General features: G+C 52.9%; 9 protein-coding genes, 2 pseudogenes and 1 CRISPR repeat array. Of the genes and pseudogenes, 7 read left to right on the forward strand and 4 right to left on the reverse strand.

Annotated elements, in window-relative coordinates:
• The first annotated feature begins 130 nt into the window (after positions 1-130).
• The 3 genes and pseudogenes from SACSAC_RS19780 (at position 131) to galU (ending at position 4,480) form a co-directional block, all read left to right on the forward strand.
• Positions 131-2,215, forward strand: coding sequence for a glycosyltransferase family 39 protein (locus SACSAC_RS19780; RefSeq protein WP_037289550.1), 2,085 nt, complete (start codon positions 131-133; stop codon positions 2,213-2,215).
• A 37-nt stretch (positions 2,216-2,252) separates the two neighbouring features.
• Positions 2,253-3,191, forward strand: a pseudogene (locus tag SACSAC_RS19785) (glycosyltransferase family 2 protein); the annotation flags it as partial.
• A 332-nt stretch (positions 3,192-3,523) separates the two neighbouring features.
• A pseudogene (galU, locus tag SACSAC_RS19790) lies at positions 3,524-4,480 on the forward strand (UTP--glucose-1-phosphate uridylyltransferase GalU).
• Between the two features lie 249 nt (positions 4,481-4,729).
• Positions 4,730-6,820: a CRISPR direct-repeat array (repeat unit 32 nt; unit sequence GTCGCTCCTTACGCGGGAGCGTGGATTGAAAC).
• 183 nt (positions 6,821-7,003) lie between these two features.
• Here galU and SACSAC_RS19795 read toward each other — a convergent pair.
• The gene (locus tag SACSAC_RS19795) at positions 7,004-7,849 is read right to left on the reverse strand and encodes a hypothetical protein (protein ID WP_037289552.1); all 846 of its coding nucleotides are present in this window, start codon (positions 7,847-7,849) and stop codon (positions 7,004-7,006) included.
• A 54-nt stretch (positions 7,850-7,903) separates the two neighbouring features.
• Positions 7,904-8,473, reverse strand: coding sequence for an FAD-dependent oxidoreductase (locus SACSAC_RS19800; RefSeq protein WP_037289554.1), 570 nt, complete (start codon positions 8,471-8,473; stop codon positions 7,904-7,906).
• Between the two features lie 229 nt (positions 8,474-8,702).
• Here SACSAC_RS19800 and SACSAC_RS19805 point away from each other — a divergent pair, with 229 nt between their 5' ends.
• The 3 genes from SACSAC_RS19805 (at position 8,703) to SACSAC_RS19815 (ending at position 12,200) form a co-directional block, all read left to right on the forward strand.
• Entirely contained in the window at positions 8,703-9,902 is a 1,200-nt protein-coding gene (locus tag SACSAC_RS19805; RefSeq protein WP_037289555.1) for an alanyl-tRNA editing protein, read from the forward strand.
• Positions 9,903-10,088: 186 nt separating this feature from the next.
• Positions 10,089-11,804, forward strand: a complete 1,716-nt coding sequence (locus SACSAC_RS19810; RefSeq protein ID WP_037293336.1) for an ABC transporter ATP-binding protein — start codon at positions 10,089-10,091, stop codon at positions 11,802-11,804.
• A gap of 63 nt (positions 11,805-11,867) precedes the next feature.
• Positions 11,868-12,200 carry a hypothetical protein gene (locus SACSAC_RS19815; RefSeq protein ID WP_037289557.1) on the forward strand — a complete coding sequence of 111 codons (333 nt, stop codon included), beginning with the start codon at positions 11,868-11,870 and terminating at the stop codon, positions 12,198-12,200.
• Between the two features lie 303 nt (positions 12,201-12,503).
• Here the strand turns inward: SACSAC_RS19815 and SACSAC_RS19820 are convergent, their stop codons facing one another.
• Positions 12,504-13,229: a hypothetical protein gene (locus SACSAC_RS19820; protein ID WP_037289559.1), complete on the reverse strand. Its 726-nt coding sequence runs from the start codon at positions 13,227-13,229 to the stop codon at positions 12,504-12,506.
• A 341-nt stretch (positions 13,230-13,570) separates the two neighbouring features.
• Here SACSAC_RS19820 and SACSAC_RS27295 point away from each other — a divergent pair, with 341 nt between their 5' ends.
• On the forward strand, positions 13,571-14,206 hold the full coding sequence (locus SACSAC_RS27295) for a YtxH domain-containing protein (RefSeq protein ID WP_051507276.1): 636 nt from the start codon (positions 13,571-13,573) through the stop codon (positions 14,204-14,206).
• Positions 14,207-14,321: 115 nt separating this feature from the next.
• Here the strand turns inward: SACSAC_RS27295 and SACSAC_RS19830 are convergent.
• Positions 14,322-14,650, reverse strand: a 329-nt coding sequence (locus SACSAC_RS19830) for an ATP-binding cassette domain-containing protein (RefSeq protein WP_169833791.1), incomplete at its 5' end; no start/stop codon positions are given.

A 14,650-nucleotide genomic window follows, 5' to 3' on the forward strand; every position in this document is an offset into this window, starting at 1 on the left:
GGTGCTCAGGATGATTTCAGGTAGAAGCGTCACAATGAAACCCAACAAGGCCCGCAGCCGGAGACTCCGCGCAGACGATGTGTTTTTGCATCCTGCGGCTTTAACCCAATCTAAGGAGTGACTTGACTCAATGAAATCCCAAGCGAAATTTCGCCCGGACTTCTGGCTGCTCGCTACGGCGCTGATTGCCCTGTTTTTGAACGGCTGGAACATCTGGGAAGAGACTTACGCCAACACGTACTACACCGTCGCGGTGGCGAGCATGATGGAGAACTTCCATAACTTCTTCTATGCGTCGCTCGACTCCGCCGGATCGGTCACGGTCGACAAGCCGCCGGTCGCGTTCTGGATTCAGACGGTCAGCGCTTTGATTTTCGGCCTGCACGGTTGGAGCGTCATCCTGCCGCAAGCACTGGCAGGCGTCGGCTCCGTCATTCTGGTCTATCTGCTCGTCAAGCCTTCCTTCGGCATTTGGGCCGCTCGCATTGCCGCATTCGGCATGGCGTTCACGCCGGTTGCCGTCGCGGTCAGCCGCACGAACAACATCGATAGCCTGCTGGTATTCACGCTGCTGCTCGCGAGCTGGCTATTGTTCGGGGCCGTGCGGAAAGGCGGAATCTGGAGCCTGCTCGGCGCATTCGCGGTAATCGGTATCGGATTCAACATGAAGATGCTGCAAGCCTACATGGTACTACCGGCCTTCTATCTCTTCTATCTGCTGGCAGCCAAGTATGGTTGGAAAAAGAAACTGATCTCTCTGATTGCAGCCACCGCAGTCGTCGCCGTCGTCTCGATCTCTTGGGCCGTCGTCGTGGATTCGGTGCCTGCGAGCGAACGGCCGTTCATCGGCAGCAGCGGAACCAACTCCGTACTCAATCTGGCATTCGGCTACAATGGCGTTTCCCGTCTGACGGGCGAACGGAGTACCGGAGCAGCAGGCGGTTCCGGTCAAGGCTTCGGAGGGGGGATGCCGAGTTTCGGTGGACAGGCTTCGAATAATGACGGGGCGAACGGACAAACCCCTTCCGACGGCGGAGGACGCGGCAACTTCGGTGGATTCGGCGGCGAAGACGGAATGCCTGGAGGTCAAGGCGGCGGATTCGGCGGGACGAACGGCGGAGGCGCGCCGGGCGGGAACGGCGATGGCATGTTCAATACGGGCGAAGCCGGTCCGCTGCGCCTGTTCCAATCCGAGCTGTCCGGGCAAGCCAGCTGGTTGATTCCGCTAGGCCTGATCGGAGCCTTCGCCATATTGGCAAGCTGGCGCAGACGGAACTTCACGGACAAGCACAAAGCGATCATTTTCTGGCTGGCGTGGCTTGTTCCGGTCGCAGGATTCTTTAGTATCGCAGGCTTTTTCCATCAGTACTATCTGATTATGTTGGCGCCTCCGGTATCGGCATTGGCAGGAGCGGCTATTACGGAAATGTGGGACGCGTACCGGAATCGGGAAGGATGGTCCTCTTGGTTTCTGCCTGTATCGGTGCTCGCAACGGCCGCGCTCTCCTGGTTCATCCTCCACCCTTACGACGAGACCATCGACAGCTTCTGGTCGATCGGCGTGTTGGTTATCGGTATTGCCGCAGCTGTAGGGCTTGCCGCGTTCAAACGTGGCAACCATATTCGTCTACAGCATGCCTCGCTAATCGCGGCACTGGCAGCAATGTTCATCGGCCCGATCTACTGGTCATTTACGCCGATCGTGTACGGTCAAAATTCACAGCTTCCGGCAGCCGGACCTGACGGAAGTAGTTCAGCATTCGGAGGCGGCGGATTCGGCGGCATGCAAGATTCGGAATCCGCCAATCAGGAATTGCTCGCCTATCTGCGCGAACACAATACAGGAGAACCTTATCTCATGGCGGTCACCAACTATACTACGGCTGCTCCTTACATGATCGACGAAGGCGAAAGCTTGGTCATTTTAAACGGCTTCAATGCTTCCGACGAAGTCTATACGCCGGAGACGCTAGAAGCGCTCGTACGCAGCGGCAAGGTCAAGTACTTCCTGCTTGGCGGCGGCATGGGCGGAGGCGGTCGCGAAGGCAACTCGGAGGTCACCGACTGGATCACGGAAAACGGCACCGAAATTCCGTCTTCCGAATGGCAAAGCACGCCGGAGGCAGATACGGACACCTCTGCTGCCGATACGCAGAATGCTTTCGGTTTCAACAACAACCTGACGCTATATGAAGTGACGCTGCCGGAATCCTGATTCCGACAAGTCCTTACCTTTCAAGGAGGCGAATACGATGAATAACCAAGTGCGGATTTCCGTCATTATCCCGATGTATAACGAAGAAGCGGTCATCGCCGAGACGTACCGCCGTTTGTCGGACGTCATGCGCCGAACCGGCGAGAGCTATGAACTGCTGTTTATCAATGACGGAGGGGTCGATCGCTCGCCGGAAATCATCCGCGAACTGTCACTCCGGGACGAGTCGGTCAAACTGATCGACTTCTCCCGGAATTTCGGCCACCAGATTGCCGTCACGGCAGGTATGGATTATGCGTCCGGCGACGCCGTCGTCATCATCGACGCGGATCTGCAAGACCCGCCGGAGCTGATCCTCGATATGCTGGACAAATGGCAGGAAGGTTATGAGGTGGTCTATGCGAAGCGTTCCAAGCGCAAAGGCGAGTCGTTGTTCAAAAAATGGTCCGCCTCCCTCTTCTATCGCATTTTGCATGCTTCGACCGAAGTGCCGATTCCGGTGGACACCGGCGACTTCCGTCTGATCGACCGCAAGGTGTGCGACGAAATGAACCGCCTCGGCGAACGGAATCCTTTTGTACGCGGGCTAGTGAGCTGGACGGGCTTCCGCCAAGTTGCGATCGAATACGAACGAGATGAACGTCTGGCCGGCGAGACCAAATATCCATTAAAAAAGATGATCAAGCTTTCTTTGGACGGCCTCACTTCCTTTTCCCATAAACCGCTCAAATTGGCTGGCTACGCCGGAGCAATGATGTCGGCAGCAGGTTTTGTGTATATGCTGTACGTGATCGCAATGGCGTTATTTACCGACAGCACGATGCGCGGCTGGGCTTCCACGATCTGCCTGATGCTGATCTTTAACGGCGTAACCTTGATTATGCTCGGCGTGATCGGCGAGTACATCGGACGCATCTACGACGAAGTCAAAGGCCGCCCGCTCTATATCGTTCGCGAGACGCATAATATGCAGCACATGCCTGCACGGGACGCGGATATGCGTAATCGGTCTGTAGTAGGCGTATATGGAAAAGAATCCGTTTATGCTTCCGCCTCCACTCCACGTGAAACAGAATCAGTGGTTCAGATTTCTCGCCCTGCTGAACGGAGCGGCGCTTTTTTGGACCCAAGCGCTCGTTCATCCGAGGCAGATCAAGCTCCAGCCAACGGACGTATAGCCGCTCTACCGGTTCATCATGTGGACGCAAGCGAACAGCCCCTTTTCCGGGATCACACCCATTACCCTACTGGACATGGAACGGCATCCAACCCTATGATTCACCATAGTACAAGAAGGAGTGATCGCCGATGAGAATCCGCAAAGCCGTCATTCCCGTCGCAGGCTTGGGGACCCGCTTTCTTCCTGCTACCAAAGCTCAACCGAAAGAAATGCTTCCGATCGTCGACAAGCCCGCGATTCAATATATCGTCGAGGAAGCTGTGGCAGCCGGAATCGAAAGCCTTATTATCGTGACGGGTCGAAACAAGAAGTCGATCGAAGACCACTTCGACAAGTCGGTAGAACTGGAACAGCAGCTTGAAGCGAAAGGCAAGCTCGATTTGTTGGAAAATGTACGCTCGATCGGCTCGATGGCGAGTATCCATTACATTCGCCAACGCGAGCCTTTGGGATTGGGTCACGCTATTCTGTGTGCAAAACAGTTTATCGGAGACGAGCCGTTTGCCGTGCTGCTGGGTGACGACATCATGGTCTCCGATCCGCCCGCGCTAAAGCAGATGACTCATTTATATGAAGAAACCGGACGACATATCGTAGGCGTTCAGCCTGTTCCGTATTCCGAAGTCAATAAATATGGGATTCTGATGCCCGGTATTGCGGAAGGTCGAGTGCATACGGCAGCAGGATTGGTCGAAAAGCCCTCTCCGCAAGATGCCCCGTCCAATATAGCGGTCATGGGGCGTTATATCCTGAATCCTTCGATCTTTGAGGTGCTTGAAGCGTGCTTGAAGCGTGCTTGAAGCGTGCTTGAAGCGATCCCGCCGGGTGCGGGAGGCGAGTATCAATTAACCGACGCCCTGCATGCTTCATGTGCCGAGGATGGTTTACTTGCTCTCGAACTGGCTGGCGATCGTTACGATATCGGCGATAAATTCGGCTATATGAAAGCGATCCTGGAGATCGGCCTGCGCCGCAAGGAACTGTCCCCGATGCTGCTGGATTACCTGCATGAATTGGTTTCACGACCGGAGTATGCTCGTGTACCTGCTTCTGGAGCAGGCGCGATTCGGCAGTCGGGCGATTGAAGTGCCTGATAACGGAATCGATTCGAATAAAGGCTGCGCTCCCTGTATAGGAGCAAGGCCTTTATTTGATAGAAGAAAAAAGTGCGAACCACAAGCTCCCATGAAATCCCCGGGAGGTTCGCCCCCCGCGCCACGTAAGGGATTCAAGGATTTCGGTTGTATTTTTGTCCAGGTTTCGGTAGTCTGAATTAGAGGTTCGCACTTTTCGGCCTGCGAAGCCTTGCAGGGCAAGGGCTGAGAGTCGGTGCAGTCGCTCCTTACGCGGGAGCGTGGATTGAAACCTTGTGCCATTCCTTTATCGAGATAAGTTCCTCGTCGCTCCTTACGCGGGAGCGTGGATTGAAACTGGCAGGGCTGTGATTTTCGTGTAGCCCCCAGCGGGTCGCTCCTTACGCGGGAGCGTGGATTGAAACTGACATGAAATTTGATTGTTCAAATGATCGGTTGGTCGCTCCTTACGCGGGAGCGTGGATTGAAACTCCTCGGCGATGTCGACCGAGATGTAGATGCCGACGTCGCTCCTTACGCGGGAGCGTGGATTGAAACGATTCTCCGTACCAACGGATTGTGACGTAGCCCCGGGTCGCTCCTTACGCGGGAGCGTGGATTGAAACTGGCTAATCTCTTCGATTTCGTTGTCTGGTGCGGTCGCTCCTTACGCGGGAGCGTGGATTGAAACCAGATCCGAAGCAAGTTCATTTCGATCGCGTTCAGTCGCTCCTTACGCGGGAGCGTGGATTGAAACTACAAGTGGAAGCGTGAAAAGCCTGAATTGGTGGAAGTCGCTCCTTACGCGGGAGCGTGGATTGAAACGTGAGCGCGGCGATCGTGCCCGCCTCCATATCCGTCGCTCCTTACGCGGGAGCGTGGATTGAAACGAAGCTAGCCTGACCAGCCTGCTTATTGTTATCGCGTCGCTCCTTACGCGGGAGCGTGGATTGAAACGCAGCTTTCGAACGGGGCGGTCGGGTCGGCTGCTGTCGCTCCTTACGCGGGAGCGTGGATTGAAACCGTACAAACCGTACTTATTAAAAACAGAGTCAGGTCGCTCCTTACGCGGGAGCGTGGATTGAAACAGTTGAACGATACGAACACCAGTACAGCAACAGAGTCGCTCCTTACGCGGGAGCGTGGATTGAAACACCATCCACCTTCACAGACGATGTAGCGCGATCGTCGCTCCTTACGCGGGAGCGTGGATTGAAACCTCTGGTACGAGAAGGAATATAGGCAGCAAGTAGTCGCTCCTTACGCGGGAGCGTGGATTGAAACCGTCTGAATTGGCCGACGTGATTATTCGGCTTGCCGTCGCTCCTTACGCGGGAGCGTGGATTGAAACAACGTCACCCAAAAACTCATCCCACCATTTACAAGTCGCTCCTTACGCGGGAGCGTGGATTGAAACCTCCGGAGTATCGAAATATCCGGAACAGCGGTCAAGTCGCTCCTTACGCGGGAGCGTGGATTGAAACGTGCTGTTTTCGTTGCGCTGAACCTTTCGATCCTGTCGCTCCTTACGCGGGAGCGTGGATTGAAACCTGAACTTTCGCTTCTTTTACCGCCGCTTGTCTCGGTCGCTCCTTACGCGGGAGCGTGGATTGAAACACGTCCCAGCTTGTTTGTATTGTGTGATCCTGTGAGTCGCTCCTTACGCGGGAGCGTGGATTGAAACTCTGCGTAGATCCAACCAACCTGACCGGAATCCCATGTCGCTCCTTACGCGGGAGCGTGGATTGAAACATGGAAGTCGACACGCCAGTCGTATTCGCCGGAGGTCGCTCCTTACGCGGGAGCGTGGATTGAAACGCAAGCGCAGTTAGTATCGGCTGAACCGAATTTAGTCGCTCCTTACGCGGGAGCGTGGATTGAAACACAAAGACTTTGTTTGCCCGATCAATCGGCAGCGGTCGCTCCTTACGCGGGAGCGTGGATTGAAACAATCATTCCCTTGCTGCTTAAAGATGATGCGAAGGTCGCTCCTTACGCGGGAGCGTGGATTGAAACTTGCCGACGCTGCCACGCTACGAAATCACTTTCCGTCGCTCCTTACGCGGGAGCGTGGATTGAAACGCGCAGCCTCGGTGATCAAGCGACGGCGGCGTTGCGCGTCGCTCCTTACGCGGGAGCGTGGATTGAAACGGTAAAGATCCGTACATCATCATCAACGCCGGGTATAGTCGCTCCTTACGCGGGAGCGTGGATTGAAACGTGGTAGTTCACGAACTTGTTGAATTGCTTCAGGAGTCGCTCCTTTCGCGGGAGCGTGGATTGAAACCATCAAGCGAAGCCCAATTTGTGCCGAGCCGTGGTCGCCCATTACGTAGGAGCGTAGTTTGAAACTGGGATTCGAGTAAAGCGATCATTATGACGCTTGCGTCGTCTCTTAAATCTTCACGACTGGATCAATGCAAAAGATGGGCGTGTACTTTTCTCGAAAGAAAAGTACACGCCCATCTGCTTTATAAGACGTAATCTTATTATATCTGTTCGGCTCTTAACAAAAAAGTTAGCTTATCCATACCATTATCCATTCATTGCCCAACTCACAATCTCGTCATTCCGATCCAAATAAACCGTCGGGCTATATCCATCGAACAACGCTCCAGCTTCATCCTTTTCAACCAACCATAATTCCAGATCCCCGTAGTAACTAAAATTCACAGAATCCAAACGCAGCATGTCGCGGAAGGACTCCAACTCCAAAGACTCCTTCTCCTCTTCGCTACCGCTCTCCCACAAATAAGCCGTCGCAGCGCGCAGATACGAATCCAACCGCTGCAAACGAGGATTAACCGCAGGTAGCATCTCCGTCAGTTCATCGCGAGCGGTCGCCTCACAAGACACTTCTGCTTGCCCTACTTCGATCTCACTAGAACGAGTCAACCAATACCCGCCGATTTCCGTATTATACGTCCACTCATTCCCTACGCCATCCTTATACCGATCCGCTTCCCCTCGACGTTTACTTGGAATCGAGAGAAAGTCATGTTCCAATTGCGCCTCATAATCCGGATTATTCTGTTCCCGAATCAGACGTCTGAATCCGAATCGCTCCGGTTCTGCCGCCATCACCCGACCGTCCTTCGCCGTCAATACGACTTTTTCTCCTTCTATAGATACGGCTTCGATGGTAAAAGACAACGGAATCTCGATCAGACTGTCCATTCCGCCTCCGCCCTCCCGATGCTCGGACAAAATGCCTTGCTGACGGCCGCTTTCCGCTTCGGTCGACACCGCAAAACATAACCCCGGGCGCTGCGCAAACAAAACCTCTCTCCTGCGAAGCTCTTCCAATGCACTTCCTTCACCCAACGCCGCGTTACGCATCAATGCGATATCTGCCGGATTTTTTTCCAGATCGATTGTCATGCTTCATCTCCATCTCGCGAAAGGTTCTGCTTTTCCCTGCAACCCTATTCGAACTTAGCCCTTTTTCAACACATCGTGGTCCACGTAACGTTCGCCATTGAGTTCGCTGATCACGTTAATCGCGACCTTCGCGCCGTCCCCAGCTGTGATGATCGCGTGAACGCTGACACCGGCTACCGTTCCGGCTGCCCAGATTCCGTTTACATTCGTGCGGCCTGCGGCATCTACCGCTACGACCGTTTTGATACGCGGCTCCGTGCCGTCCTTCGTCTCCACGCCGGAAGCGGAAGCCAGATCGGCTACGGCGCCTGTCGCCAGGATCACGTGCTTAGCTTCGTAAGACGCGCCGCCTTCAGTCGTTATCTTGAAGCCTTCGCCGCTTTGCTCAACCGATACCGCCTGATCGCTGACCAGCTCGGCTCCGAACTTTTGCGCCTGCTTGTGCCCCGTTTCAACGAGCGTCGGACCGTCGACTTCGGCGATCCCGTAGTAATTTTCATACCAACCGCGCCGCGTCATGCCTTTGTCGTTGTCGATCAATAGCGTCTTTTTGCCTGCCTTAGCCGTGAAAAGCGCTGCGCTCGCCCCTGCTGGCCCTGCTCCAATAATCGCAACTTCATACATGAAAAAACGCCTCCTCCAATATATGTAATACCTCGAACTTAACGGAGTCCGTTCTTTTATTATACGCCGATTCATCCCCTGAACCCAAATGGCATAGTGGTTACAAAACCTTGAATCCCCTTATATCGTTGCCCAAAATACGGATATGGGATACGATGCAAACAGACTCTTCCGCGGCTTAAGAAACTAGACTTTTCTACGCCGGACCGGAAACAAAAAGGAGAACGTCATGACGCATAAACGCTACTATGATTCTGCCTACTCCCAAGAGTGGACAGCTGTTATTCAAGAGATTATTTCAGATAAAAACAGGGTATATGTCCGACTGGACGAGACGTTTTTCTATCCGGAAGGCGGCGGACAGCCGGGCGATTCGGGTTGGATCGGCGAAGTCCGAGTGCTGGATACATCGAGCCAAAACGGCGAAGTCCTACATCTCGTTGAAGCTTCGCCCGGCGAACAGGGGAGCAAAGTCTCCTGCCGACTGGACTGGGAACGCCGCTTCGACCATATGCAGCAGCATAGCGGCCAGCATCTGTTGTCTGCCACCGTGCTGGATCTGCTGGGCGCCGCCACGTTGAGCTTCCACCTCGGTGACGAATATGCCACGATCGATGTGGAACGCGCAGAATGGACACAGCAGGAATTAGATGGAGTAGAACGGGAAGTCAATCTTCGCATCGTGCGCAATCTGCCGATCAAAAGTTATTTTGTCAGCAGCGAAGAGGCCGCAAACTTACCGCTCGTCAAAGCCCCTTCCGTTGAAGGGGAGGTGCGCATCGTCGAGATCGAAGGCATTGAATATAACGCTTGCGGCGGCACGCATGTGAGCGCTACGGGCGAACTCGGCCTGCTCAAGTTGCTGCGCGCCGAGAAACAAAAGGGGCATCTTCGACTAACATTCAAAACAGGACTTCGTGCACTCGACGAATTCGTAACGCAAACCAAGATACTTGCTACCCTCTCCTCCAAGCTCAGCACCCCAAAGGAAGAACTTCTCGAACGATTGGAAAAGTGGACCGAGGAGGATCGACGCAAGCAGACCGAGCTGAACGCACTGCGGCAGCAATTGGACGATTATATCGCTCAAGAATTGCTTCATGAAACTGTTCATGCGGGAGGCCCTATTGCGAAGTTATTCACTGACCGGACGGTAAAAGAACTGCAAAGTCTTGCGACAGCCCTGACCGCCCGTAACCTTCAGCTCCCGATTCTGCTTGGTTCGTTGACGGAATTCAAACTGCTTCTCGCCCACGGCGGCGAAGCCGGTTTCTCTTGCGGCGTTCTTTTCAAAGAAATACTGCCGGCTTTCGGCGGTCGCGGCGGAGGGAATGATCGATTGGCGCAGGCAGGATTCGCAGCAGAATCCGAACTGAACGCTTGTTACGATATGCTGAAGCAGCGGCTGAGCAATCACGAAATCCAGTAAAATAAGCGACCCGTAAACAAAATACTTGTTCGTCTTTTTTTGTATTTTTATCTTGCCGTTTTGCTCGTATACAAGCTATGATAGAGAATGATTCTCAATAGACTCTGTTCCGACGGGTCGGCCAAACGCTTCGAATCGGAGATTGAGAAGTACAGATTAAGAGAGAAAAGAGGGATTGGCATCAACATTTTGAAACGTTTCTTCGCCTTTTACCGGCCTTACAAAGGGCTGTTCGTGCTCGACTTCTGCTGTGCCGTATTTGCCGGTCTGCTCGAACTCGCGTTTCCCATCGCGGTCAACACGTTTATCGACGACCTGCTTCCGAGCGGCAACTGGACCTTAATTTTGGCAGCGTGTATCGGCTTGCTTGCCATCTATGCGTTGAATACAGGCATGCAATATGTCGTCACGTATTGGGGGCATATGCTCGGGATCAATATTGAGACCGACATGCGCAAAAGCCTGTTCGGGAAACTGCAAAAGCTGTCGTTCCGATTCTACGATAACCATAAGACCGGTCATCTGATCGGCCGGATCACGAACGACTTGAACGATATCGGCGAACTGGCCCATCACGGACCGGAAGACGTATTTATCGCGATCATGACTCTCGTCGGTTCGTTCATCCTGATGTACAACATCAGCCCGGAACTTGCGATTATCACATTCATCATCATTCCGGTCATGGCTTGGATGATTATCTTCTTCGGTCGCCGCATGACGCGTACATACAGCCGACTTTTCGGTAACGTGGGTAACTTCAATTCCCGCATCGAAGACAACATCGGCGGTATCCGCGTGGTACAATCGTTCGCGAACGAGAAGCACGAAAGCGAACTGTTCGAAGTCGAGAATCAGGATTTCCGCAAAACCAAGCTGATGGCTTATAAAACAATGGCGGGCAGCATGTCCGTCAACTATATGATGATGCGGCTGATCAGCGTTTTGGTTCTGGTCTTCGGCGCATGGTACTTCATTCGCGGCGAGATCCAGATCGGCGAATTCGTAGCCTTCCAATTGCTGGCGAACGTGTTCTTCCGTCCAATCGAGAAGATCAATGCCGTTATCGAGAGCTATCCGAAAGGAATCGCGGGCTTCCGTCGTTATCTGGAAATCATGGACACCGATCCAGATATTCAGGACGCGCCGAATGCAAAAAACGTCGATTCGCTGAAAGGCGAAATTCACTTCAACAACGTGACCTTCGGCTATGAAAAAGAACGTCCGATCCTTGACGACATCAGTCTTCAGATTCACCCGGGCGAGACGGTAGCCTTTGTCGGACCTTCCGGTGCGGGTAAAACGACGATCTGCAGCCTCCTGCCTCGCTTCTATGAAGTCCAAGCCGGTTCGATCACCGTGGACGGCATGGATATTCGGGACATGACGCTGGAATCGCTGCGCAAACAGATCGGTATCGTTCAGCAGGACGTATTCTTGTTCTCCGGTACCATCCGCGAGAACATCTCCTACGGCAAACTCGACGCTTCGCTTGAAGAGATCTGGGTTGCCGCAGAACGCGCGCATATGGCCGACGTCATTCGCGCCATGCCGGAAGGCATGGACACCGTGATCGGCGAACGCGGCGTGAAGCTGTCCGGCGGACAGAAGCAGCGGATGGCAATTGCACGGATGTTCCTGAAAAACCCTCCGATTCTGATCCTGGACGAAGCCACATCGGCACTCGATACCGAGACGGAATTAGCGATCCAAAAGTCGCTGTCGGAACTTGCAGTCGGACGCACGACGCTCGTCATCGCGCACCGTCTGGCAACGATCAAAAACGCGGATCGCATCATCGTCGTCAGCAAAGACGGCATTGCCGAAGAAGGCAAACATGAAGAATTGATCGAAACCGGCGGGATTTACAGCCGTCTGCATCAAGCGCAGTTTGGCAGCTGATCAAAAGGGGTTAATGTAGGGAAGAAGTTCAATCGCTGAAGTCGACAAGGAGATGAAAATCCGATGGACGAAACAACGAAACGGCGCATGGCCCGAATCGTGATGGGCACGATGGCCGGAGCCGGCGCTGCCTGGTTTCTCACTTCCAACAAAAGCGCCGGTGCCCGGCAACAGATCCGCAAAATCGCGATTCAAACCAAGGAAAAAGGGTTGGAGTTGGGGCACGAGACTGCCGAGAAAACACGCGATCTGATCGCGCTCGGGCGCGAAGTGTCCAGCGATGAAGATTGGAAAGAAGCCATCGAGACTCTTGAGATCAAGCCTTCGGCGGAAACGGACGACTCCTCTGCTGATCCTGTTGAAGCTGCATCGCATTTGCAAGTTGTGAAAGATTAAATGGAAAAACGCTCCTTTTGCAGGCGTCAGGTTGCTCTCGAAAGTTACGTTGGCGCGGAAAGCGAGAAGACTCCGAGAGAAATTCGTTCCGGTCGCGTGTTGAAATCGAGAAAATAGATTTAAACTTTGATTGGTTTTTTCTCGATTTCAAAGGCGAACATTTCATTCCTACACTGAATTTCTCTCTTCGTCTTCTCGCTTCCAGCTACGTTGGACTTTTTCGTCATCTTGACGCCCTTCGGGGCGTTTTTTGTTTGTATGGGTAGATAAGGGACAAAAAACCTTAAATAAAAGATTGGATGGTTAGGAAAAATTGCGGCTGAAGCAATTTGGGGATTTGCATTTGATGGTGTACCAAGTTCCGCCGTATAGGTATTGGCTGGGGTGTTCTTGGATCTCTAAGTGATTGCCGCAGCGAATGCACATTTTTTTCTCTAAGCTTTCTGCCTTGTATTCGCTTAGATATTTCTCTGCGACTTCAATTTCCTTGGTTGCACGTGTAAGACCTTCCTCGCTGATATCATAAGGTTTCTGATCTCCTCGACTTGAATCAATCGTTTTTGAAAAAGCCCCGAAGCCTCCTACTAATTCTCCGTGATGCGTACTGATCCCGCCCCCGCCTTTTTCAAATAACATGATCATCGGTTCATAGACATCAGGAAACTGTAAAGCTTTCTCCTCGCCGGCATCGATCAACAAACACCACCGAAGATAGTGCATGCACAAAAACTTCATTAGCCAATTATTGAGCGGCTTGAACTGAGGAAATTGGGCATGAAATTCATCCCAAGCCTCTTCGGCAATCTTGTACCCAATCAACATATCCATCCCCGCATAAATACCCGCCGCTTCCTTCGAAATCGACTGCAAAAACACTCCGACTCTACGATAATACTCCGCAATCAACACCGAATCTGCTTCATACTCCCCCTTCGACCTGATTTCCTCATACCGTTTCCCCTCGTTTCCAATATACCTCTCAACATCAATCCTCCCAACCCTCTCACAAGCTCTCTCGTACACACTCATTCCCCACACTCCCTTTCTTTCTTTTTTGTACCTTGATCTTTCTATTAATCTTTTTCTTTTTCTTTTGCTTTTGTTTTTGCTTTTTTCCCTTCTCCCCTCCAATCGAGAAATCCGATTCCGGCTCAATCCTAGCGGAGGGGGAAATTCAGTGAAAGACGCCTTTGAGCGAGGAAAGCTGCAAGCTTTCTTCGCGAGACAGCGTCTTGAACGAATTTCCCCCGCAGCGCCTCCATTGAGCCACCCCCGTCGAATTTTCTCGATGTTTCCCCCTGCTAACTCTGTTCAGAAACGCAACTATGGGTAATACTAGAGAAGAAACCTTTTGAACAGGAGGCTTACATATGTCGAATTCATCCTTGAAATTTATTGCCGGAATTGCAGCCGGAGCCGCAATTGGCGGGATTACTGCTCTATTATTCGCTCCGCAGCGCGGTTCGGAGACTCGCCGGGTTCTTGCTGACGGTGCGATCGACTTGAAGGACAAAGGCTTGGAACTGAAAGATCGCGGCGTCGTCGCGGCGATCGATCTGAAAGACAGAGGCGTCATTGCAGCCAACGATTTGAAAGACAAAGGTCTGGAACTGAAAGATCGCGGCGTCACAGCCGTGATCGACATCAAAGACCGCAGTGTCGACACCGCCCTGACGCTTCGCGACAAAGGCCAAGCTTCGCTAGAAAACGCGAAGGACAAAGGTCAAAACGCGATTGCGGTTCTGCGAGCCAAAGGCCAAGCCGCAGCGGAAACCAGCCGCGAGCTGATCGCTTTCGGCAAAGAAGTTGGCGAAGTCGCCATGGAATGGAAAGTCGAGATCGAAGCAGCCGTTCGCGACCTGAAGGTCGAGCTGGAAAAATTCCAGAGCGAGCAGGAGAACGACACGAAGCTTCAAGACGATATCGCCAAGCTCAAAAAGCAAACCGAAGAAACGGCAGCTGTCGTTAAAAATGCGCAGCAGCGTATCACCAACGCCGGCTCTTGAGACCACCACTGAACAAAAACGTCCTTAACATCAAGGACGTTTTTGTTTGCTTTTTCGTTGCAGGTCGCCCCTTTTGATCGCTTTTCATCTTGGCATCGTTTGCATATTGCGAATTCTACCATTCAAACGGTTTTTCCCTTTCGCTCAACCTCCCTTCCCGAAATTCAAGCACTCGGTCCGCGTATCGGGTTTCTTCCCGTAAATGCGTGACCACAATAACGATTGCGTTTTTGCCGAGCTTTGAGATCCGCTGCCAAAACAAATCGGCATTGCGCCTATCCAAACCTGCCGTCGGTTCATCAAACACGTAGACGTCGCTTTCGGCAAGCAATGCCCGGATCAATGCGACGCGCTTCTTTTGTCCGCCCGATAAACTGTCCCCGCCCTCCGTCAATACCGTATCGTAAGCGTGAGGCAGCTGTTCGAACACCGTGTCCATATTAA

Source organism: Saccharibacillus sacchari DSM 19268 (genome assembly GCF_000585395.1).
In the GTDB taxonomy this organism is placed as follows: Bacteria; Bacillota; Bacilli; order Paenibacillales; family Paenibacillaceae; genus Saccharibacillus; species Saccharibacillus sacchari.